Source organism: Bradyrhizobium sp. AT1 (assembly GCF_001590795.1).
Classification (GTDB): Bacteria; Pseudomonadota; Alphaproteobacteria; order Rhizobiales; family Xanthobacteraceae; genus Bradyrhizobium.
Genome location: NZ_JXDL01000001.1, coordinates 6,911,379 through 6,931,319, shown reverse-complemented (window position 1 = coordinate 6,931,319; position 19,941 = coordinate 6,911,379). Strand labels below are relative to the sequence as shown.

The 19,941-nt window shown below is 63.0% G+C and carries 13 protein-coding genes and 1 pseudogene; 3 read left to right on the top strand and 11 right to left on the bottom strand.

Features of this window, described 5'->3' with window-relative positions; genetic code table 11:
• Positions 1-33 precede the first annotated feature (33 nt).
• The 3 genes from SE92_RS32045 to SE92_RS32035 form a co-directional block, all read right to left on the bottom strand.
• On the bottom strand, positions 34-417 hold the full coding sequence (locus tag SE92_RS32045; protein ID WP_063202508.1) for a hypothetical protein: 384 nt from the start codon (positions 415-417) through the stop codon (positions 34-36).
• Positions 418-596: 179 nt separating this feature from the next.
• On the bottom strand, positions 597-2,060 hold the full coding sequence (locus SE92_RS32040; protein WP_063202506.1) for an HlyD family type I secretion periplasmic adaptor subunit: 1,464 nt from the start codon (positions 2,058-2,060) through the stop codon (positions 597-599).
• On the bottom strand, positions 2,057-4,246 hold the full coding sequence (locus SE92_RS32035) for a type I secretion system permease/ATPase (protein WP_084251923.1): 2,190 nt from the start codon (positions 4,244-4,246) through the stop codon (positions 2,057-2,059). Before SE92_RS32035 ends, SE92_RS32040 begins: the two co-directional genes overlap by 4 nt.
• A 659-nt stretch (positions 4,247-4,905) precedes the next feature.
• On the opposite strand from SE92_RS32035, the gene SE92_RS32030 reads away from it, so the two are divergent.
• The 3 genes and pseudogenes from SE92_RS32030 to SE92_RS32020 all read left to right on the top strand — a co-directional run bounded on the left by SE92_RS32030 (position 4,906) and on the right by SE92_RS32020 (position 9,932).
• Entirely contained in the window at positions 4,906-7,173 is a 2,268-nt protein-coding gene (locus tag SE92_RS32030) for a hypothetical protein (RefSeq protein ID WP_157095774.1), read from the top strand.
• Positions 7,174-7,299: 126 nt separating this feature from the next.
• Positions 7,300-8,220, top strand: a pseudogene (locus tag SE92_RS37310) (MBOAT family O-acyltransferase); the annotation flags it as partial.
• Between the two features lie 290 nt (positions 8,221-8,510).
• Complete coding sequence (locus SE92_RS32020; RefSeq protein WP_245324762.1) at positions 8,511-9,932, top strand: carbamoyltransferase family protein; 1,422 nt, start codon at positions 8,511-8,513, stop codon at positions 9,930-9,932.
• Positions 9,933-10,352: 420 nt separating this feature from the next.
• On the opposite strand, the gene SE92_RS32015 is transcribed toward SE92_RS32020, so the two are convergent.
• The 8 genes from SE92_RS32015 to SE92_RS31980 form a co-directional block, all read right to left on the bottom strand.
• Positions 10,353-12,149, bottom strand: coding sequence for an ABC transporter substrate-binding protein (locus SE92_RS32015; protein WP_063203870.1), 1,797 nt, complete (start codon positions 12,147-12,149; stop codon positions 10,353-10,355).
• A 74-nt stretch (positions 12,150-12,223) separates the two neighbouring features.
• Positions 12,224-12,550, bottom strand: coding sequence for a DUF2160 domain-containing protein (locus SE92_RS32010; RefSeq protein WP_063202500.1), 327 nt, complete (start codon positions 12,548-12,550; stop codon positions 12,224-12,226).
• Between the two features lie 10 nt (positions 12,551-12,560).
• Positions 12,561-13,349: a carbohydrate ABC transporter permease gene (locus tag SE92_RS32005; RefSeq protein WP_063202498.1), complete on the bottom strand. Its 789-nt coding sequence runs from the start codon at positions 13,347-13,349 to the stop codon at positions 12,561-12,563.
• Positions 13,346-14,239 carry a carbohydrate ABC transporter permease gene (locus SE92_RS32000; protein WP_063202497.1) on the bottom strand — a complete coding sequence of 298 codons (894 nt, stop codon included), beginning with the start codon at positions 14,237-14,239 and terminating at the stop codon, positions 13,346-13,348. The genes SE92_RS32005 and SE92_RS32000 overlap by 4 nt, the downstream gene beginning before the upstream one ends.
• Positions 14,240-14,242: 3 nt before the next feature.
• On the bottom strand, positions 14,243-15,316 hold the full coding sequence (locus SE92_RS31995; RefSeq protein WP_063202495.1) for an ABC transporter ATP-binding protein: 1,074 nt from the start codon (positions 15,314-15,316) through the stop codon (positions 14,243-14,245).
• 2 nt (positions 15,317-15,318) lie between these two features.
• A complete protein-coding gene (locus SE92_RS31990) occupies positions 15,319-16,446 on the bottom strand; it encodes an ABC transporter ATP-binding protein (protein WP_063202494.1) in 1,128 nt (375 codons plus the stop codon).
• 23 nt (positions 16,447-16,469) lie between these two features.
• The gene (locus tag SE92_RS31985) at positions 16,470-18,257 is read right to left on the bottom strand and encodes a thiamine pyrophosphate-binding protein (RefSeq protein ID WP_063202492.1); all 1,788 of its coding nucleotides are present in this window, start codon (positions 18,255-18,257) and stop codon (positions 16,470-16,472) included.
• Between the two features lie 34 nt (positions 18,258-18,291).
• Positions 18,292-19,803 carry an FGGY-family carbohydrate kinase gene (locus SE92_RS31980; RefSeq protein ID WP_063202490.1) on the bottom strand — a complete coding sequence of 504 codons (1,512 nt, stop codon included), beginning with the start codon at positions 19,801-19,803 and terminating at the stop codon, positions 18,292-18,294.
• Between the last annotated feature and the right edge of the window lie 138 nt (positions 19,804-19,941).

Genomic DNA, 19,941 nt, shown 5'->3' with positions numbered 1-19,941 from the left:
TCATCTCCACCACCGCCGCTTCGACCAGCCGGCTCACGATTCCTGATCAAGTCGCAAGTGGTCGACGAAAAAACCCGGAAGAATCTCCTGCCTGATTGCTTCGGCGTCCGAGCACCGCAGGCTTTCCCGTTCCTGATCGTAGAGAATTCCATAGAGGAACCCTGAAGCTGTCGTGTTCATCGGCGGCGAGGTGGTTCTGCCCTGCCCCGATTCTCTCTTGAGCTCGAACCAGGTGATGAACATCCGAACCAGATGAGCGAGCTCGCGCGATTCTTGCTCCGGCAATTGATCGGGCATGGGGTAGCGCCGGGCCAGGTCGGAAATCCTGCCCATGAGATCCAGATTGCCTCTGATTGCCTCGAGGCAATCGACGAGAAAGCTGAGCGTCGGCAGCCGCAGCTCCGACACCGGCATCATGAGGGACTCTTGCGTGTGCTCGCTTCGGGGCTTTCGTTCGGCTCCAGGGCCCAAAGCTCCTCGAGCCAGTCGAAATACCGGCCGTTCGCATCAGTCCATGGCTTGTATGTCTCGGTCATCTCGTACGTCCGCGCTCAACGCCTTCCGCCTGAAGATCGCGAGTTCGAGCTATCGCCGCCTCACCGTTCCCGGCCCGCCTCGTCGAGCGACTGCGTGATCGGCGACAACAGATATTGGATGATCCGTCGCTCGCCGGTCTTGATCTCGGCCTGCACGGAGAGGCCGGGGCCCAGCGCCTGCTGGCGATCGCGGATGCGGATGCTGGTCTGCAACAGGCGGATGCGCGCGGCGTAGACGAGGCCGGGCTGGACCGGCCTTCCCTTGTCGTCGCGCTGCGGCTGGCCGCCCGATTGCGACAGGTCGATCGCATCGCGGCTGATGCTCTCGACGATGCCCGGCACCAGGCCGTAGTCAGTGAAGGGAAACGCCTCCAGCTTGACCCGGACCGGCTGGCCCTCGCGGACGAAGCCGATGTCCTTGTTGAGGACCTGGGCTTCGACCTCGATCTCGGCGCCGTCGGGGACCACCGTCATCAGAGGCTGGGCCGGCTGCACCACCCCGCCGATCGTCGCGACCACGAGCTGCTGCACCGTTCCGGCGACGGGTGCGCGCAAGGCCAGGAACTCGCGCCGCCGCGTGGTCTTGCGCAGATCTTCGGCCGCGAGCTGCGCCTTGTCGCGGGCCTGGACCATCTCGGTCACGGCGGTCTTGCCGAAGGTCTCGCGCAGCTTGCGGATCTCGGCTTCGAGCGCCGTCATCGCCGCGCGCGCCCGCGTCACGTTGGCGAGCTGCACGTCGACGTTCTGGACATGCTCGATGCGCTGCTGCTCGTATTCCAGCAGCCGCAACCGCGCGAAATTGCCCTGCTCGGTGAGCTGCCGGCGCGCCTCGAGCGATTGGTCGACGAGCGGCAGGGTGAGGCGTAGCTTGTTGATCTCGACCTCGGCGGAGGTCAGCTCGGCCGCGCGCTGCGCGATCTGCTGCTGCAGGCTTGCGACCTGCGCCTCGTATTCGGCGATGCTGGCGCGGACGAATTGCTCCTCCACCGCGGCGCTGGCGGCTGGCGTGTCGTCGGGCGCGACGAAGCCGGTGGACCGTCCGTCGAGATAGGCGAGCAGCGCCGCGTTGCGGGCCTGGATCAGCTTTGAGGCCTGCAGGTTCTGCCGCGCCTGCGCCTCGTCGGCGGTCGCGAGCGTCGGATCGAGCTCGACCAGCAGCTGCCCCTCCTCGACATGCTGACCGTTGGCGACATGGATGGCGCGCACCGAGCCGATCTCCATCGGCTGGATGGTCTTGACCTTGCTCGACGGAATGATTTTCCCGCTCGCCACCGCGACGACATCGACCGTACCGATGACGGACCAAACCAGAGCGGCCGTGAAGAAGCCGCAGGTCATCAGCAGCAGCATGCGCAGGCCCGGGCTCGGCGGCTTCTCCATGATCTCGAGCGCGGCCGGGAGAAATTCGTGATCGGAGCGCGGCCGCCGGTTGCGGTCGGCCTCGTTCTGCATGCTCCAGCTCGCCCGCAGCACGGCCCAGTGCTTGGCCAGTGTCGGAAACCGCTCGGCGACCCAGGCGGTCACGTGCTGCGCCCCATCTGCTTGGTGTAGAGCTGGGCATAGCGGCCACCCGAGCGCAGCAGCGTCTGGTGATCGCCGGTCTCGGTGATCTCGCCGGCTTCGACCGTGACGATCCGGTCGCATTGCCGCACGGCGGAGAGGCGATGCGCGATGATGATGACGGTGCGACCGCGCGCGATGCCGGCGAGATTGTGCTGGATGATCTCCTCGCTTTCGGCGTCAAGCGCGCTGGTCGCCTCGTCGAGGATCAGGATGCGCGGATTGCCGATCAGCGCCCGCGCGATCGCCATGCGCTGGCGCTGTCCGCCCGAGAGGTTGCCGCCGCGCTCGTCGATCACCGTGTCGTAGCCGTGCGAAAGGCTGAGAATGAACTCGTGCGCGCCGGCGAGCTGCGCGGCGGCGATGACCCGTTCCATCGGCATCGTGGTGTCGGCCAGCGCGATGTTCTCGCGCACCGAGCGGTTGAACAGGATGTTCTCCTGCAGCACGACGCCGATCTGCCGGCGCAGCCAGGCCGGATCGACCAGCGCGAGATCGACGCCGTCGACCAGCACCCTGCCCTGCTCGGGAACGTAGAGCCGCTGCACGAGCTTGGTCAGCGTCGACTTGCCCGAGCCGGAGGGACCGACGATGCCGATCATCTCGCCCGGCTGAATCGCGAGCGAGACGCCGCGCAGAGCCTCCGGCGCATCGGGGCGATAGCGGAAACGAACCCGGTCGAAACTCACCGCGCCCTTGATCGGAGGAAGGCTCGCCCGGTTCGGATTGTGATCGGGCTCGGCCGGCGCGTTCAGGACGTCGCCGAGCCGGTCGACCGAGATGCGCACCTGCTGAAAATCCTGCCAGAGCTGGGAGAGGCGCAGGATCGGTTGCGCAACGCGCCCGGAGAGCATGTTGAAGGCGACGAGCGATCCGACCGAGAGGTCGCCGGCGATCACCGCCTTGGCGCCGAAGAACAGGATCGCGACCGTGGTCAGCTTGGACACCAGCTGGATCAGATGGCTGCCCCAGTTCGCGAGCGTTGCGACCTGGAAGCCGGTGCTGGTGTAGCCCGCGAACTGCTTCTCCCATTTCGCCCGCATCTGCGGCTCGACTGCCATCGCCTTCAGCGTGCCGATGCCGGTGACGCTTTCGACCAGGAAGGACTGGTTCTCAGCGCCCCGCTTGAATTTTTCGTCGAGACGGGCGCGCAGCGGCGGCGTCACGATCACCGAGATCGCGACATAGAGCGGAATCGACAGCGTGACGATCAGGGTCAGCAGCGGGCTATAGGCGTACATCACCGCGAAGAAGACGATGGTGAAGAACAGGTCGATCACCACGGTGACGGCATTCGATGTCAGGAACTCCCTGATACGGTCGAGCTCGCGCACGCGGGCAACACTGTCGCCGACGCGGCGGGCCTCGAAGTACGACAGCGGTAGGTTGAGCAGGTGCCGGAACAGCTGCGCCGAAAGCTCGCTGTCGACCCGATTGGTGGTGTGAGCGAACAGCCAGTTGCGCAGCGCCGACAATCCGGTCTCGAAGATCAGCACCGCCGAGAGCCCGACCGCCAGCACGTCGAGCGTCGTCAGCGACTGGTGGACCAGCACCTTGTCGATGACGAGCTGGAAGAAGATGGGCGAGATCAGTCCCATCAATTGCAGGAAGAAGGATCCGATCAGCACGTCGCGCAGCGGCCCGCGGTATTTCACCAGCGCGGGAATGAACCAGCTGATGTCGAAGGGCCGCGTCGCTCCCGCCATCAGTTCGCGCGTCGTCATGAGCAGCAGCCGGCCGGCATAACGGCCGGAGAAATCGTCCGCCGTCCACACTTCGGGACGTCCGCCATTGCCGCGCTGGATCAGGAAGCGCGATCCGGCCTCCTGCTGGTCGACCTTGAGCAGAACGATGGCCTCACCGTCCGCCAACTCGGCGAGCGCGGGCAACGGGACCTTGTGCAGCGCGTCGAGTGCCGCGGGCTTCACCTTGGCGACGATCTTCGACCTCTTGGCGATCCGGGCGAGATCTTCGAGCTGATAGTGCTCGCCCGGCGCGCCGTGGTCATGCGCGATCTGGCCGGCGTCGGCCGGCACGCCGAGGAATTTCGCAACCAGAATGAAGGAAAGCAGCGACGCTGGAAGATCGGGATCATTGCCGCTCGTTATACCCGCGGCCTCGTCAGGCGCTTTCGCAATCGCAATGGTCATGACCCAGACTTCACACCCGGCGAGAAACAGCCGGGATCCCCACTGGGAACCACGCAGGATTTGCCCGGGTCCCCCAACTCGCGCACAGATCGAGACAACAACTTAACCACGGATTACACGATAGCTTACATCTAACGTTGTTCAGCGGGCAAGCCAAGCCCTCCTTCGTCACTCCCGACGAAGGTCGAGTTAACCATCGGTCCAGCGGTATGGGGAAGACGCGGCCGAAGCCAGCGATGATCGCACGGGGCGACTTCCGATATCGCGATCTCGAACAGCAACAAACCACGCGCAATCATCAACTGCTCGGCTGCTGCGACGAGCCGGCGGAAAAGCCGCCGGCAGCCTCCGCCGCCGCACCGCCGAGCGGCGGGCAATCCCGATCGGGTGCTGGCATATGATCCGCCGGAACCTGCCTTGCCGGCGTCCGCCTCTCGGCAAGCACATCCGCATCTCACAAATCCAATTGGGCAGCCATCAACCCCGGGTTGTCAGCGGATTTCTGCCGCAGCCGGTGCGCTGAAAGCACCGTCCCGTCAGGCGCAAGCACGGGCCAGTGGCTTGCTCCTGCGCGCGGTTCCCGCCCATTTGACCCTCCCAGAGTCCTTCGATACGTTGCACTCAACCTCCGCTGTCAACTCAAATGAGCGACGACCAAGGTGAGCGCATCCGTCTCTGCCACCAGCAAAGCTGCCGATCCCCTGTCGCCAACCCGCTCCAGTTTTCGACGCTTCACTGTCGGGTTTATTGGGTTTGTAGCGATGCCACCGCTCGCCCTCTCCGCCCTCGTCGTATTGGTCGATCCCTACTACGTGTTCGGGACTCCCGACATTCCCGGGATCAATGTGGTGCGGTCGCGATACGAAAATCACGTTCCCGCGGTGAAGCCGTATCAAGTGCGACGGATCAGGCCCGAGGCGATCATATTGGGCAGTTCCCGCGCGGAGGTCGCGCTCGATCCGCAGCATCCCGGATGGAACGGCAAGAACGTCTTCAACTTCGGCCTGCCTTCGGCCACAAGCTACGAGGTCATGCTGGCGTTTCTCCACGCACAATCAGTCGCACCGCTCAAGCAAGCCGTGATCGGCCTGGACTTCTTCGGCTTCAACATCTTCTTTCCGCGTGACCAGGCCTATCTGGAGAGTCGATTCTCAGGCGACGGAGTTCGAGCCTTCGCTGACTTTCTGGCAGCCGAGCCTGCAAAGCGCCGCCCCGATAGCGACGAGAAGCCTTCCGCGCCTGCGGCGCCATCTGCGCCCAGCGAAGCAGCCCGATCGGAGGCTCAGCCGGCACCTCTGACGGAAGTCACCGCCGATCCTGCCTGCAAAGAGACCGCACCCGAGACATGCCCACCGGCCGGGACGGCGGAGGGCAATCCCCCTACCGACTGGAACGAGGCGCTCTATCTACGACTTTACCCTGATGTCGCCGCCGAGGTGCGGCGTGGCACGTTCGCCAGCGGCTATCATCACTATCTTGCCGCCGGGCGCGCCGAAGGCCGGCAGACCGGAACGCCACCGCCCGGCTGGAATGAGACGCAATATCTTCGAATCTACCCCGATGTCGCCGCCGAAGTTCGGCGAGGCACCTTTGTCAGCGGCTATCACCACTATCTTGCCGCCGGGCGCGCCGAAGGCCGGCAGGACGGCACGCCACCGCGCGACTGGAACGAGGAGCTCTATCTGCGCATCAATCCCGACGTGAAAAACGAAGTCACCCGCGGCACCTTCGTCAGCGGCTATCACCACTACCTCGCCGCCGGCAAACAGGAACGTCGCGAGGGTGGTTTCACGCCGAAGGCTTGGAGCGAGACGAGATATCTTCAAGTCAACCGCGACGTTGAATATCAGGTCTCGCAAGGTTCTTTTCTGAGCGGCTATCACCACTATCTGGCAGCCGGACGTGCGGAAAAGCGGATGGGCGGCTTCCTCCCCGATGGCTGGAACGAAGCGAACTATCTGTCCAGAAACCCGGTTGCCCGTGTCAGATTGGCGCTTGGCGAATATAGCGACGGCTATTCGCACTACGCTGCAGTCGGTCAAAAGCAGGGGCTGACCGGCGGATTTCCGTCCGCCGATTTCTGGGACGCGCTATTGTCACGTTCGCAAAGGCTCGAGAAAGCTGCGTTCCAGATCGGCGAGCTCTTCCGCCTGGTTCTTTCGACAACCGCCGTGCAGGATACATTCGCGACACTTCGCGGACAATCGGAGGCCGCCTCATTCAACAGCCGTGGCATGCGCGTTTGGGATTGGCAAGACAACAACATTCGCAAGAACGGCGGAAATGGCCGCGTCTTCCGCAACAACATCCTGAGCTGGCGGTGGTACATCTGGCTGATGCCGCCGCGATACCAGTATTGCTTCAACAACCCCGCCACGGGAATGAACAGTTTCGAGGCCTTCCGCTTCCTGGTTCGGCGGGCCCATGAACGGCAAACCGATCTGCGGCTATTCATGACGCCGCTGCACGCGTCGGTTCGGCAGCTATTCGTCGCACTCGGCCTCTCCGACCGATACGAATTCTGGCAGAGGGAATTGGTCCGGATCAACGAAGAGGAGGCCGCGCGGGCCGGTCGGAAGCCGTTTCCCCTGCGGGACTTCAGCGACGCCAGTTCCGTCACGCGTGAAATCGTTCCGGAACGTACCGACCTGACGCCGATGCGCTGGTTCTGGGAGTTCTCCCATTACCGGCATACGGCCGGCAATCTCATCCTCGATCGCATCTTCGGACATGATCGCTCGGACTCTGCGCTGCCCGCCGATTTCGGCGTCCGCCTCACGAGTGAGAACATCAGTGCGCACCTCACGCGCAGCCGGGCGGGAATTGCCGATTGGGCGGCGACCAATTCTGGATTTGCAACGCAGATCTCCGCTGCAACTCAAGGCCCCATGGTTCAGAATCGTCAAGACAAAGCGACTTGTTGGTAATCCTTGCTGTTCAACTCGCCCATATTCCTGTTCGTCTTCCTGCCGATCGCGCTCGGTGGTTTTTACCTGCTCGGCTGGTGGCGAGGCCGGAATGCGGCCTTGCTGTTCCTGCTGGCGGCATGCCTGGTGTTCTATGCCTATTCGAGCCTGTTCAACTTCGGCCTCTTCCTCGTTTCGGTGGCCGTGAATTTCGTCTTCGGCTACGCGATCGCGCGCGCTCGCCTGAATTCACGAGCCTGGCTGATCGGGGGTATTGCGATCAATCTCGCGTTGATCGGCTACTTCAAATACACCGGCCTGATCGTCTCCAGCGTCAACCAGCTGTTCTCGGCCTCGTTCGTCATCCCAACCATTGCACTACCGGTCGGCATCTCCTTCTACACGTTCGAACAGATCAGCTATCTGATCGAGACCCGGCAACGGAAACAAGCGGAACCGTCGCTGGCGCGTTACACGTTGTTCGTCAGCTTCTTCCCTCATCTGATCGCCGGGCCCATCATCCGCCCGCATCAGCTGTTGCCGCAGTTTTCCGCGCCGACTTTCGCGCTCTTCTCCTGGCGGAACTTCGCGCTCGGCATCAGCTTCCTGCTGTTCGGCCAGTTCAAGAAGACCATCATCGCGGACAGCATGGCCGCTTACGCGACGCCGGTCTTCGCCTCGGCAGCGAACGGCGGAACGCCTGGCTTCCTCAACGCCTGGGGAGCCGCCCTGGCCTACACGTTCCAGATCTACTTCGACTTCTCCGGCTATTCGGACATGGCGATAGGGCTTGGCCTGATGTTCGGAATCGTCCTCCCCTTCAATTTCAACTCGCCCTACAAGGCGACGAGCATCATCGACTTCTGGCGGCGCTGGCATATCACGCTGTCGCTGTTCCTGCGCGACTACGTCTATATCCCGCTGGGCGGCAACCGCTCCGGCCCGGCCCGGCGCTATGTCAACGTCATGCTCACCATGCTGATCGGCGGCCTTTGGCATGGCGCAAATTGGACGTTCGTCGCGTGGGGCGCGCTGCACGGCCTGTTCCTGCTCGTCAATCACGCCTGGCGAAACCTTCGCGGCGAGCGCGAGGTCAATGGCTTCGGGCAATGGGTTGCTCGGGTCACCACCTTTCTCCTGGTCGTGCTCGCCTGGGTTTTCTTTCGGGCCGAGAGCTTCGATGCGGCGCATCGCGTTCTCGACGGCATGAGGGGAATGCACGGCTGGCTCCACGGCCCCCTCCTCGACGCAGCTCCCAGCCTCTCGGAGACGCTGAAGGTGATCGGGGTCAGCGTTGAAGACAACTGGCTCACCGGCGGACTTCTGCTCAGCTGGTTTGTCGCCGCATTCGCGATCGCATGGGGGCTGCCAAACACCCAGCAGTTCCTGCTTGGCGAAGGCCGTTCGAAAAATGCCCGGCTGGCCTGGCGTCCGACGCTGGGATGGGCGGCGACACTTGGCCTGCTGTTCGGCGTTGCCTTCACCTACAATCTGGTGGCGGCCTGCTGTACTCCGCCTTCACCTACTACACAGGCTTCAAGGTCAATTCCGGCGAATACAAGCTGATGGGGCTTGCTCCCTATGGCGAGCCGAAATACGCGCAGCTCATCCTGGATTCGCTGATCGATCTGAAAGCGGACGGCTCGTTTCGCCTCGACATGTCGTATTTCGACTATTGCACCGGGCTGACGATGACCAACGACCGGTTTGCCAAACTGTTTGGGCAGAAGGTGCGCGCGCCGGACGAGCTGCTGACGCCTTTCCACATGGATATCGCCGCGTCCATCCAGGCCGTCCTCGAGGAGGCGGTCCTGCGCTTGACCCGCAGCCTTGCGGCTCAGACCGGCGCCCGCAACCTGTGTTTCGCAGGCGGCGTTGCGCTCAATTGCGTCGCCAATGGCAAGGTGTTGCGGGACGGCAGATTCGATTCGATCTGGATTCAGCCGGCCTCCGGCGACGCCGGCGGCGCGGTCGGTGCGGCCCTCGCCGCCTACCATCAGTTCAGACAACAACCGCGCGATGTCGTGGCCGGCGACGGCATGTCCGGCGCTTTTCTCGGGCCTGAATTCTCGCAAGAGGTGATTGAGCAGCGGTTGCGGAGTGCCGGCGCCCGCTTCGATGCCCTCAGCGAGAATGAAATGATCGAGACGACAGCTGCGGCCCTGGCCGACCAGCTCGCGGTCGGCTGGTTTCAGGGGAAGATGGAGTTCGGCCCGCGCTCGCTCGGCGCGCGCTCGATCCTAGGTGACCCGCGCTCGCCCTCCATGCAGAAAAACCTCAATCTCAAGGTGAAATTTCGCGAAAGCTTCCGGCCGTTTGCCCCGGCGGTTGCACGTGAGGACGTTGCCGACTGGTTCGAGCTCGATGGCGACAGCCCGTACATGCTTCTGGTTGCCGGCGTCAGGAGCGACCGGCGCCACATGATGAGCACGGACGAGCAAGCCTTGTTCGGCATCGACAAGCTCAACGTGGTGCGCTCGACGATCCCCGCCGTGACGCATATCGACTATTCCGCCCGGATCCAAACGGTCAGCGCCGACACCAATCCGCTTTTCCATCGCTTGCTGTCCCGCTTCAAGGCGCTGACGGGATGCCCGGTGCTGGTCAACACCAGCTTCAACGTTCGCGGCGAACCGATCGTCTGCACACCGGAGGATGCGTTCCGCTGCTTCATGGGTAACGAGCTCGACATGCTGGTCATCGGCAATTGCATTTTGCGAAAAGAGCAGCAGGATCCCGCGCTCAAACGCGACTACAGCGCAGCCTTCACGCTCGACTGAATTGCCGGCTAGCTTGTGGCCTTGGTCGCCGTGCCCAAAAATGACCGTCTGAAAAATCGGTTGCTCGAACGGTTTCTCCCGCCCGAGCCACGAAATGGTGGGCGCACCAGGGCCTTTGTCCCGCTACTCCCTGTTTTACTCTCGGTTCAACCGATCGGGTACAAAGGAGAACAGTGCAGCGGCGGAGAGAGTGTGTCAGTCAATCCCCATACAGCTCTTTCGCTCTTCCCGGCGCAAAACCCACCGTTTGAGCGACCGCCGGAGCATGGGGGTTTCGCCTCCGACAAAACCCTATAATGCGTATTCCGCAATTATCGGCCCAGATGTTCGCCCTCCGACCGCAACGGTCATGACGCCTGAAACACCAAGGAAAAGGCCGGGATCTCTCCCGGCCCTTTGTTTTGGATAATGTGGTGCGCGTTACTTCGTTTCCGCGCGCTTGGGCGGGGTTGCTGGCCACGACTTGATCAGCGTGTCGTAGTCGACCGTCTCGCCCTTCGGCTTCTCGTTGGCGAGCTTGCGCTGCGGCGCGATGGTACCGTCCTTTTCCGCCTTGGCGTACCAGAACTCGGCCGACTCCTTCTTGTGCAGCTTCGGACCGCAGGCGCCCTGCACGCCCGACTTCTCGAGGCGTTCAAGCACCGAGTCCTGCGCGGCGGCAAGGGCATCCATCGCGGCTTGCGGCGTCTTCGAACCCGAGGACGCATCGCCGATGTTCTGCCACCACAGCTGCGCGAGCTTCGGATAGTCGGGCACGTTGTTGCCGGTCGGGGTCCACTGCACGCGCGCGGGCGAGCGGTAGAATTCGATCAGGCCGCCGAGCTTCGGCGCACGCTCGGTGAACGACTTGTCCCAGATGTCGGATTCACGAATGAAGGTGAGACCGACGTGGCTCTTCTTCAGCGACACCGTCTTGGAGACGATGAACTGGAGATACAGCCAGGCTGCCTTGCGGCGATCCGCCGGGGTCGACTTCAGAAGCGTGAGCGAGCCCGCGTCCTGGTAGCCGAGCTTCATGCCTTCCTTCCAGTAGGCACCGTGCGGCGACGGGGCCATGCGCCACTTCGGCGTACCGTCCGCATTCATCACGGCGATGCCCGGCTTCACCATGTCGGCGGTGAAGGCGGTGTACCAGAACATCTGCTGGGCGATGTTACCCTGCGCCGGCACGGGGCCTGCTTCGGAGAACGTCATGCCCTGCGCCTGCGGCGGCGCGTACTTCTTCAACCACTCGAGGTACTTCGTGATCGAGTAGACAGCAGCCGGACCGTTGGTATCGCCGCCGCGCTCGATCGACGAGCCGACCGGACGACAGCCTTCCATGCGGATGCCCCACTCGTCGACCGGCAGGCCGTTCGGAATGCCCTTGTCGCCATTACCCGCCATCGAGAGCCAGGCGTCGGTGAAACGCCAGCCGAGCGAGGGGTCCTTCTTGCCATAGTCCATATGGCCGTAGACCTTGACGCCGTTGATCTCCTTGACGTCGTTCGTGAAGAACTCGGCGATGTCCTCGTAGGCCGACCAGTTCACGGGCACGCCGAGCTCGTAGCCGTACTTGGCCTTGAACTTGGCCTTGTAGTCGGGGTTGGTGAACCAGTCGTAGCGGAACCAATAGAGATTGGCGAACTGCTGGTCCGGCAGTTGATAGAGCTTGCCGTCGGGCGCGGTGGTGAACGACTTGCCGATGAAGTCGTTGACGTCGAGCATCGGATCGGTGACGTCCTTGCCCTCGCCGGTCATGTAGTCGGACAGAACAACGGTCTGGCCGTAGCGGAAGTGCGTTCCGATCAGGTCGCTATCGTTGATCCAGCCGTCATAGACGTTCTTGCCGGACTGCATCTGGGTCTGCAGCTTCTCGACGACGTCACCTTCCTGGATGATGTCGTGCTTGATCTTGATGCCAGTGAGCTCGGAGAACGCCTTGGCCAGCGTCTGCGACTCGTATTCATGGGTCGTGATGGTCTCGGAGACGACGTTGATCTCCATGCCCTTGAAAGGCTGGGCGGCCTTGGCGAACCACTCCAGCTCCTTCTTCTGGTCGTCCTTCGACAGCGTCGAAGGCTGGAATTCCGCAATCCATTTCTGGATGGCGGCATCGTCGGCCGCGTGAGCCGGCATCGTGATCGCCGCAGACGCGGCTATCAACGCCGCAGCGCTTGTTACGGTTAGAAAGCGTGTCTTGGTCATAAGTCCGCCCCTTCTCCTTGAATGTCGCATGTGACGTTCCTCCATTGCAGCAACAGGCATCTCTCAGGCCCAGGTTGATCCCGGGTCTGCTTTTTTCGCCCGCCTCAAACGCTGCGAAAGATCGCAATGGTCGACGCGAGTGAAATCAATGTAGCAATCCACAGGCTCGAGATCTCAACTCCCTCGCCGATTGGCAGCGTGGCGATCGCATCCGTGCCGACGAGGCCGATCCACAGCAGGTGAACGACGGCGGCGACGATCAGGGACACGAACAGGCGGTCGCCGCGCGTCGTCGGAATGCGCAGGACGCCGACACGCTCGGCCTCCGGATAAGCGGCCGCAAGCCACGTCATGCCCCCGAGCGTCACGGCAAGCAATGTGAAGAAGATCGCTGTCGGCAGCGTCCAGGCCATCCATGCGATGGAGTCCATCGTTGCCTCCCTAAACCCGGCCGAGCGCGAAACCACGCGCAATGTGGTTGCGGACGAACCAGATCACCAGCGCGCCCGGAATGCTGGTCAGCACGCCCGCTGCTGCGAGCAGACCCCAGTCGATTCCGGTCGCCGATATTGCCTGCGTCATGATCGCCGAAATAGCCTTGTTGTTTGTCAGCGTGCGCGCCAGCAGCAATTCGACCCAGGAGAACATGAAGCAAAAGAACGCGGCGACGCCGATACCGCTTGCGATCAACGGCACGAACACCCGCAAGAAGAACGACGGCAAGGAATAGCCGTCGAGGAACGCGGTCTCGTCGATCTCGCGCGGCACGCCCGACATGAAACCTTCGAGTATCCAGACCGCCAGGGGAACGTTGAAGATGCAATGCGCGAGCGCGACGGCCCAAATCGAGTCGAACAGCCCGACCGCGGAATAGAGATTGAAATACGGAAGCGCAAACACCGCAGCCGGCGCCATGCGGTTCGACAGCAGCCAGAAGAACAGATGCTTGTCGCCGAGAAAACGATAGCGCGAGAACGCATAGGCCGCAGGCAACGCTACCAATAGCGATATGATCGTGTTGAGCGCGACGTATCCGAGCGAAAACAGCAGGCCGCCGAGCCATTCCCGGCTGTTGAAGATATAGGCGTAGTTCTTCAGCGTCGGCAATTGCGGCAGCAGCGTCATCGTGGTCGTGATCTCGTCATTGCCCTTGAAGCTGAGATTGACCAGCCAATAGAGCGGCATGATCAGGAACAACAGATACAGGAACATAGTAGCTCGTCGCGTCATGATGCCGCCCCCTCCTTCCCTTCGCGGGTCGTAATGACCGTGTAGAACAGCCAGCAAACACTCAACGTGATGAGCGTGTAGACGATCGACATCGCACCGGCCTTGCCCAGGTCGAACTGACCAAGTGCGATCTTGACGAGATTGATCGAAAGCATGGTGGTGTAATTCCCGGGGCCGCCGCCGGTGACGACGAACGGCTCGGTGTAGATCATGAAGCTGTCCATGAAACGCAGCAGGATGCCGATGGTCAGCACACGCTGCAGCTTCGGCATCTGGATGCGGAGGAACACCAGAAGCCGCGACGCGCCGTCGATCTTTGCCGCCTGATAGTAGGCCTCCGGGATGGCACGCAAGCCCGCGTAGCAAAGCAGCGCGATCAGGCTGGTCCAGTGCCACACGTCCATCAGCACGATGACGACCCAGGAGCTGACGGCACTGTTGGTGTAGTTGAACGGAATCCCGATCGCATTGACGGTCCAGCCGAACAGACCGATGTTGTCGCGCGCATAGAGCTGCCAGATGATGCCGACGACGTTCCACGGCAGCAGCAACGGCAAGGCCATGAGCATCAAGCAGAGCGCGAGGGCGGCGCCCCTCTTCGGCATCGACAGCGCGACCATGAGTCCGAGCGGCACTTCAATAGCCAGGATGATGGCCGAAAATGCCAGGCTGCGGCCGAGCGATTCGTAGAATCGCTCGCCCAATTCGCTGCGGGGATCGAGCAACTCCACGTACCACTGGACTCCGTTCCAGAAGAACTGATTGTTGCTGAACGTATCCTGGAATGAATAGTTCACCACCGTCATCAAGGGCAGGATGGCATTGAACGCCACCAGCATGAAAACTGGCGCGACGAGAAACCATGCACGGTTATCGACGGGCTTTTGCATCCGTCACTCCACCCTGTGGCTGTTGCAATAGACATGAATCTGCGTCTGCTCGGGAACGAGCATGACGCCGTCGGCTGGAATCTCCGCATCCTCGCCGGCGATCGCGGCGATCGGCATTCCCTCGAGCAGGCAATGGACGATCTTGATCCGCCCGATGTCGTCGACGCGGCGAACCTGGACCGGCAGGCCGCGACCACCTCTTTCGACCCGCAAATATTCCGGCCGGATGCCGATCTCCATTTTACCGTCGGACGCGGTCGCGGCGATGCCTTGGGCGAGCTGCAGAACCTGGGAGCCGATATGGGCCCGGTCGCCCTCGACCCGCGCCGGCAGCACATTCATGCCCGGGGAGCCGATGAAATAGCCGACGAATGTATGCGCGGGGCGATCGAACAACTCCTGCGGCGTGCCGATCTGCACCACTTCGCCCTGGTACATCACCACCACGCTGTCCGCAAACGTCAGCGCCTCGGTCTGATCGTGGGTTACGTAGATCATCGTGACGTCGGTCTCGGCATGCACCCGCCTGATCTGCGCGCGGAGCTGCCACTTGAGATGGGGATCGATCACGGTCAGCGGTTCATCGAACAGGATGGCACCGACGTCGGAACGAACGAGCCCGCGGCCCAGCGAGACCTTTTGCTGGAGGTCCGCCGTCAGACCCCTCGCACGTCGATTCATGATGGGCTCGAGGCCGAGCATGTGCCCAACCTGGCGCACACGCGCCGCGACGGTCGCCTTGGCAACGCCGCGGTTCTGCAACGGAAAGGCGAGGTTGTCGGCAACGGTCATCGTATCGTAGACGACCGGAAACTGGAAAACCTGCGCGATGTTGCGGGCTTCGGTCGGAATGCGCGATACATCGCGGCCATCGAACAGGATGCGGCCGTGGGACGGCGTGACAAGCCCCGAAATCACGTTGAGAAGCGTGGTCTTGCCGCAGCCGCTGGGTCCCAACAGCGCATAGGCCCCTCCCTGGCGCCATGTCATGTTCATCGGCTTCAAAGCCCACTGCCAGGACTGCGTCGGATTGACGAGATAGCTGTGCGCCAGATTTTCGAGCTGAATCTGGGCCATGATCAGGTCCGCTCCATCTTTGCGGTCGGCCCCACCGGCGCGACGACGAGGTTGTCCCGGGAGTCGAAGATGTAGAAGCGCTCGGGATCGAGATAGATTTCGATCCGTTCCCCGGGGGGGCGTTCATGTACACCGGCGAGCAGCGCGATCCAGCGCTCACCGCCTTCGGTGTCGACGTGCAGAAAACTGTCCGAGCCCGACAATTCCGTTACCGCGACCTCTCCCCTGACCTTGACCGACGCGGTCGTGCGCGGAGACAGCGCGACGTGATGGGCACGAAAGCCGACGGTGTAGCGTCCCGGAGGCAATTGAGCGACCAGGGGAGAGGCCGCGAACGGCACCACCCCCGAGGCGTTGTCGTTGGCAAAGTGCAGGGCAACGCGGCCGTCGCCTTCCGCGACCATCGCAGCGAAATTCATCGGCGGATCGGAAAGGGTCTGCGCGGTGATCCGGTTGAGGGGCCTGCGATAGACCTCGGCCGTATCGGCGAATTGAGCCACCTTGCCCTCGCAAAGCGCGGCGGTACGGCCGCCGAGCAGCAGCGCTTCGCTCGGCTCGGTCGTCGCATAGACGAAGATCGATCCGGTCTTGTCGAAGATGCGCGGCAACTCCACCCGCAGCTCCTCGCGCAGCTTGTAGTCGAGGTTGGCAAGCGGCTCGTCGAGCAGCACGAGCTCGGCGTCCTTGACGATGGCACGCGCGATCGCGGTGCGCTGCTGCTGTCCACCGGACAGTTGCAGCGGCTTCTTCTCCAGCGACGACTCGAGCTTGAGCAATTGAGCCGCTTTCCTCACCTTGCCGTCGATCTCCGCCTTCGACAGCCCCTTGGTTCGCAACGGGGCGGCGATGTTGTCGTAGACCGAAAACGCCGGGTAGTTGATGAACTGCTGATACACCATGGCGACGCTGCGCCGACGAATCGAACGCCCGGTCACGTCGACGCCATTGAGCACGATCCTCCCTTCCGTCGGCAGATCGAGACCCGCCATCAAGCGCATCAGCGTCGTCTTGCCCGCCAAGGTCGGGCCAAGCAGCACATTGACGCATCCCTCATGCAGGGTCAGCGACACGTTGCTGATATGGTCGACCGCATCCACCCGGCGGCTCACGGCTTGCAGTTCAATCGGCATCAGGCCACCACGCTGCTTTCTGTCTAGGACTGGCCGGACAGGATATCGGGCGACTTCTTCCACTCGCGCAGTTCGTAGACCGTTCCCGGCCGTGGCTGCACCTTGCCGGGCTGACCGAGCCGTCGCCGGAAACCATGGATGGGGGTCGCGCGCGGATCGATCAGGACTTCGAGCACGACGGGACCGTCGTGGGCGAAGGCCTGGTCGAGTGCCGCGTCGATCTGGTCGGGCGACTTGACCCGGATGCCCTTAAGGCCGAGGGCTTCCGCCGCGGCCGCATAATTCGGTCCGCCGTCGAACGAAAGATCGACCGATTGCCGAAGATTCGAGAAGTAGAACTCCTCCCACATCTGCAGCCAACCGAGAATGCCGTTGTTGAGGACGACATTGATCACCTTCATGCGGTTCTGCGCATGCGTGGCCAGTTCGCCGATCGCAAACGAATGACCGCCGTCGCCGGCGACCGTGACGACATGGCCGCCATCGCGGCCGAGCACGGCGGCCGCACCGATTGCCGCCGGAATGGAATAGCCAAGCCCGCCCTGCCCGCGCGCATAGAGAAAGCGCCGGCCCGCCTCGACCGCGGGAATGTGGACCCCGATCCAGCCAGCCGCCCAGCTTGCATCCGAGATGACGACATCCCGAGGACCGAGCTTCTCCGCAAGCGCACGCATCACGCGCGCAGGCTGAATGGGGACGGAGGAAGACGACACTTCTTCAGCCAATGCGTCGGTGTGCCGCGCCTTGACCTGATCGATATGGCTGAGCCATTCGTTCTGCGGCTCCGCCTGGAGCATCCCATCCAACGCCTCCAGCGTAAGCCGCACGTCGCCGCAAAGCAGAACCGTGGGGCGGAAGGTCCGTCCATGTTCGAGCGGATCGGAATCGATGGTGATGGTCGCCTGCCCCGGCAGCGGCAGGGTCCAGTTCATTGCCGTGTTCTGGCTCGCCTTCGAGCCGCACCAGACGACCAGGTCGGCATCCTTGATGAGCTCGATCGCGGCCGCAGACCCGAGCGGATTGAGCACGCCACCGGCATAACGCCGCGTTTCGGGAACGCTGCCCTTGCCCGACAGGCTGGTGACGACCAGCGGCTGGATCCGGTCGGCGATGCGGGTGAGCAGTTCGGCCGCGCCGGAGCCATGGACGCCGCCGCCGGCGACGATCGCCGGGCGCTTGGCGCGCTCGAACAGCCGGGCTGCCTCCGCGAGATCGGACTGCGGCGGAGCATAGCGGATCGAGGGCGCATGAATGTTACGATCGTCGACGACCGCCTTGATTGCGGCCTCATCCCATTCGGCGTCCATGACGTCATGCGGAATGATGAGCACGACCGGACCCGGGCGCGGCGCCGTCGCGATCCGAAACGCGCTACGCACGAGATCAGGAAGCGCGGCCGGGCTCGGCACCATGAAGGTTGCCTTGGTGATCGGCTGGAAAAACGCAACCTGGTCGAACCCCTGGGAGGCAACGCCCTTGGCACGCAACGAGGTCCAGTTGAGCGGCAGTTCTCCGACGATCGCCACCATGGGAATCGACGCGTTCAGGGCTTCGACAAGTCCATCAGGCAGCTTGGTGGCGCCAGGACCGACAGTCACGTCGCACACGCCGGGCTTGCCGGTCAGCCGCGCATAGGCGTCGGCGGCATAACCCGCGCTGCGCTCGTCGCGAACCAGGATATGGCGGATGGCCGGCGCGCGTCGTGCGATACCGTCGTGCAGGGCCGCAGTCTGCCCGCCCGGCATGCCGAACACGAATTCGACCTCCAATTGCTGAAGCATCTCCGCGAGGAGGTCTCCGATATGTGCCATTAGTACAAACCTTCCAGTTGATGGCCGCTCCGCACTAGCGGGCGGCGGAAAGCGTTCCGAGCGCCATGCTCGTTTCGCGAAAGCGTCGGTATTTCCGACCGTAGAAATCGTGACGTTGGAGGTCAGGCTCGAAGCGGCTGGTCACGCGAACCATGTTGCCGACGGCTCCGCGGACGCTGCCGTGCAACCCGACCGCGACCGCCGCGCAGATCGCCGCACCGCGCGCGCCGAGCTCGGAGCCGTCGGTCACCTCGATCGGAAGTCCGAGCGCATCGGCGAACAATTGTCCCCAGACGCGGCTCCGGGAGGCGCCTCCCGCGAGACGAATGCTTGTCGGCTGCGCGGCGTCCGATCCCGAGAGCAGGCGCTCTATGTCGGTCCGGTGCGCGAACGCGACGCCCTCGAAGATCGCACGGATCAGATCGCCGAGATTGTTGGAAGCCTGCATGCCGATCAGGCCGGCCGGCGCTCCATCCGGACTGCCGAAGAGATAGGGCAGGAACAGGATGTCGTTGTCGCGCGCGAGCGCGTCGTCAACGAGATCATTGCAGACGTCATAGATCGACCTTCCGCTCGCGACCGCGCGTGCCGCCTCGCCGTCAAGCACGTTGCGGCAAAACCATTCGAAGTTCGAGGCCGAGGTCGCCGATCCTTCCGTTGCGAGAATCCAGCCCTCGATCGGGTAAGGCATCTGAAGGAACGGCATGACGCTGAGCCGCGGCGCCTTATGCAGAGTCGAATTGATGCTGAAGGTGCCCGCGACCATGCTCATCTGGTGAGGCTCGATCACGCCCGACGCGAGCGAGGAGCCGACGACGTCGACAACCCCACGCACCACGGGCGTCCCTTCCTTCAATCCGGTCGCGACCGAAGCGTCCCTCGAGATGGCGCCGGCGACCTCGACCGACGGACGGATCGGCGGCAGCTTCGGACGCCAGGCTGCTAGCCCAAGGTCGTCGAGCATGGCTTCGGAATAATCCGACGTATTGACGTCGATGAATCCGGCGATGCCGGCATCGGTGGGATCGGTCGATCGATCTCCGCACAGCCGCATGCGCAGGAAGTCCTTGCACATCAGAACGGTCGCGGTGTTATCGAAGGTCTCCGGCTCGTGCGCCTGCAACCACGCCATCAGCGTGATGGCTTGGCCGGGCCAGATGCGCTGCTGGATCCGCGGTTCGTTCCGATCGAGGCGGCCTTCACCGCGCCATGCCTCGACGACATCAGCGGCGCGGCTGTCGGTTGAAACGACGCCCGGACGTACCACCCTGCCCGCTTGGTCGACGACATAGATGCCGCTGCCGTAGCCGGACACCGACACAGCCGCGACGTCCGCGGCATCCGTTCCCGTGATCTCCAGAAGGGAGTGAACGGCCTTGGCGGCCGCCTCCCACATGGCCTCGGGATCCCGCTCGGTGCAGCCTGCCTTCGGAAACAACATTCGATTGGGCCGCCGCTCGCAGGCGAGTTCCTTGCCTGCCGAGTCGAACAAGGCGGCCTTCGTCATGGTCCCACCGGCATCAATGCCAATGACGCGCTCGCGCATCTGAATTCCCCCCGCTGCGCTTCCTTGAGAAGCTTACTTGTAATTATATGTAGCTTGTGGGAAGCGACGATATTCTGTCAAGCCAGCATATTTCGCCAACTTGTATGCTTATATGCGCGCAAAATACCGCCGGAATGC

What these genes read in the sequence shown, in the direction of transcription:
- SE92_RS32010 (WP_063202500.1), bottom strand. Translation starts at nt 12,550, where the DNA reads ATGGACTCCATCGCATGGATGGCCTGGACGCTGCCGACAGCGATCTTC.
- SE92_RS31980 (WP_063202490.1), bottom strand. Translation starts at nt 19,803, where the DNA reads ATGCGCGAGCGCGTCATTGGCATTGATGCCGGTGGGACCATGACGAAG.
- SE92_RS32000 (WP_063202497.1), bottom strand. Translation starts at nt 14,239, where the DNA reads ATGCAAAAGCCCGTCGATAACCGTGCATGGTTTCTCGTCGCGCCAGTT.
- SE92_RS32005 (WP_063202498.1), bottom strand. Translation starts at nt 13,349, where the DNA reads ATGACGCGACGAGCTACTATGTTCCTGTATCTGTTGTTCCTGATCATG.
- SE92_RS32020 (WP_245324762.1), top strand. Translation starts at nt 8,511, where the DNA reads ATGGGGGCTGCCAAACACCCAGCAGTTCCTGCTTGGCGAAGGCCGTTC.
- SE92_RS31985 (WP_063202492.1), bottom strand. Translation starts at nt 18,257, where the DNA reads ATGGCACATATCGGAGACCTCCTCGCGGAGATGCTTCAGCAATTGGAG.
- SE92_RS31990 (WP_063202494.1), bottom strand. Translation starts at nt 16,446, where the DNA reads ATGCCGATTGAACTGCAAGCCGTGAGCCGCCGGGTGGATGCGGTCGAC.
- SE92_RS32045 (WP_063202508.1), bottom strand. Translation starts at nt 417, where the DNA reads ATGATGCCGGTGTCGGAGCTGCGGCTGCCGACGCTCAGCTTTCTCGTC.
- SE92_RS31995 (WP_063202495.1), bottom strand. Translation starts at nt 15,316, where the DNA reads ATGGCCCAGATTCAGCTCGAAAATCTGGCGCACAGCTATCTCGTCAAT.
- SE92_RS32035 (WP_084251923.1), bottom strand. Translation starts at nt 4,246, where the DNA reads ATGACCATTGCGATTGCGAAAGCGCCTGACGAGGCCGCGGGTATAACG.
- SE92_RS32015 (WP_063203870.1), bottom strand. Translation starts at nt 12,149, where the DNA reads ATGCGACATTCAAGGAGAAGGGGCGGACTTATGACCAAGACACGCTTT.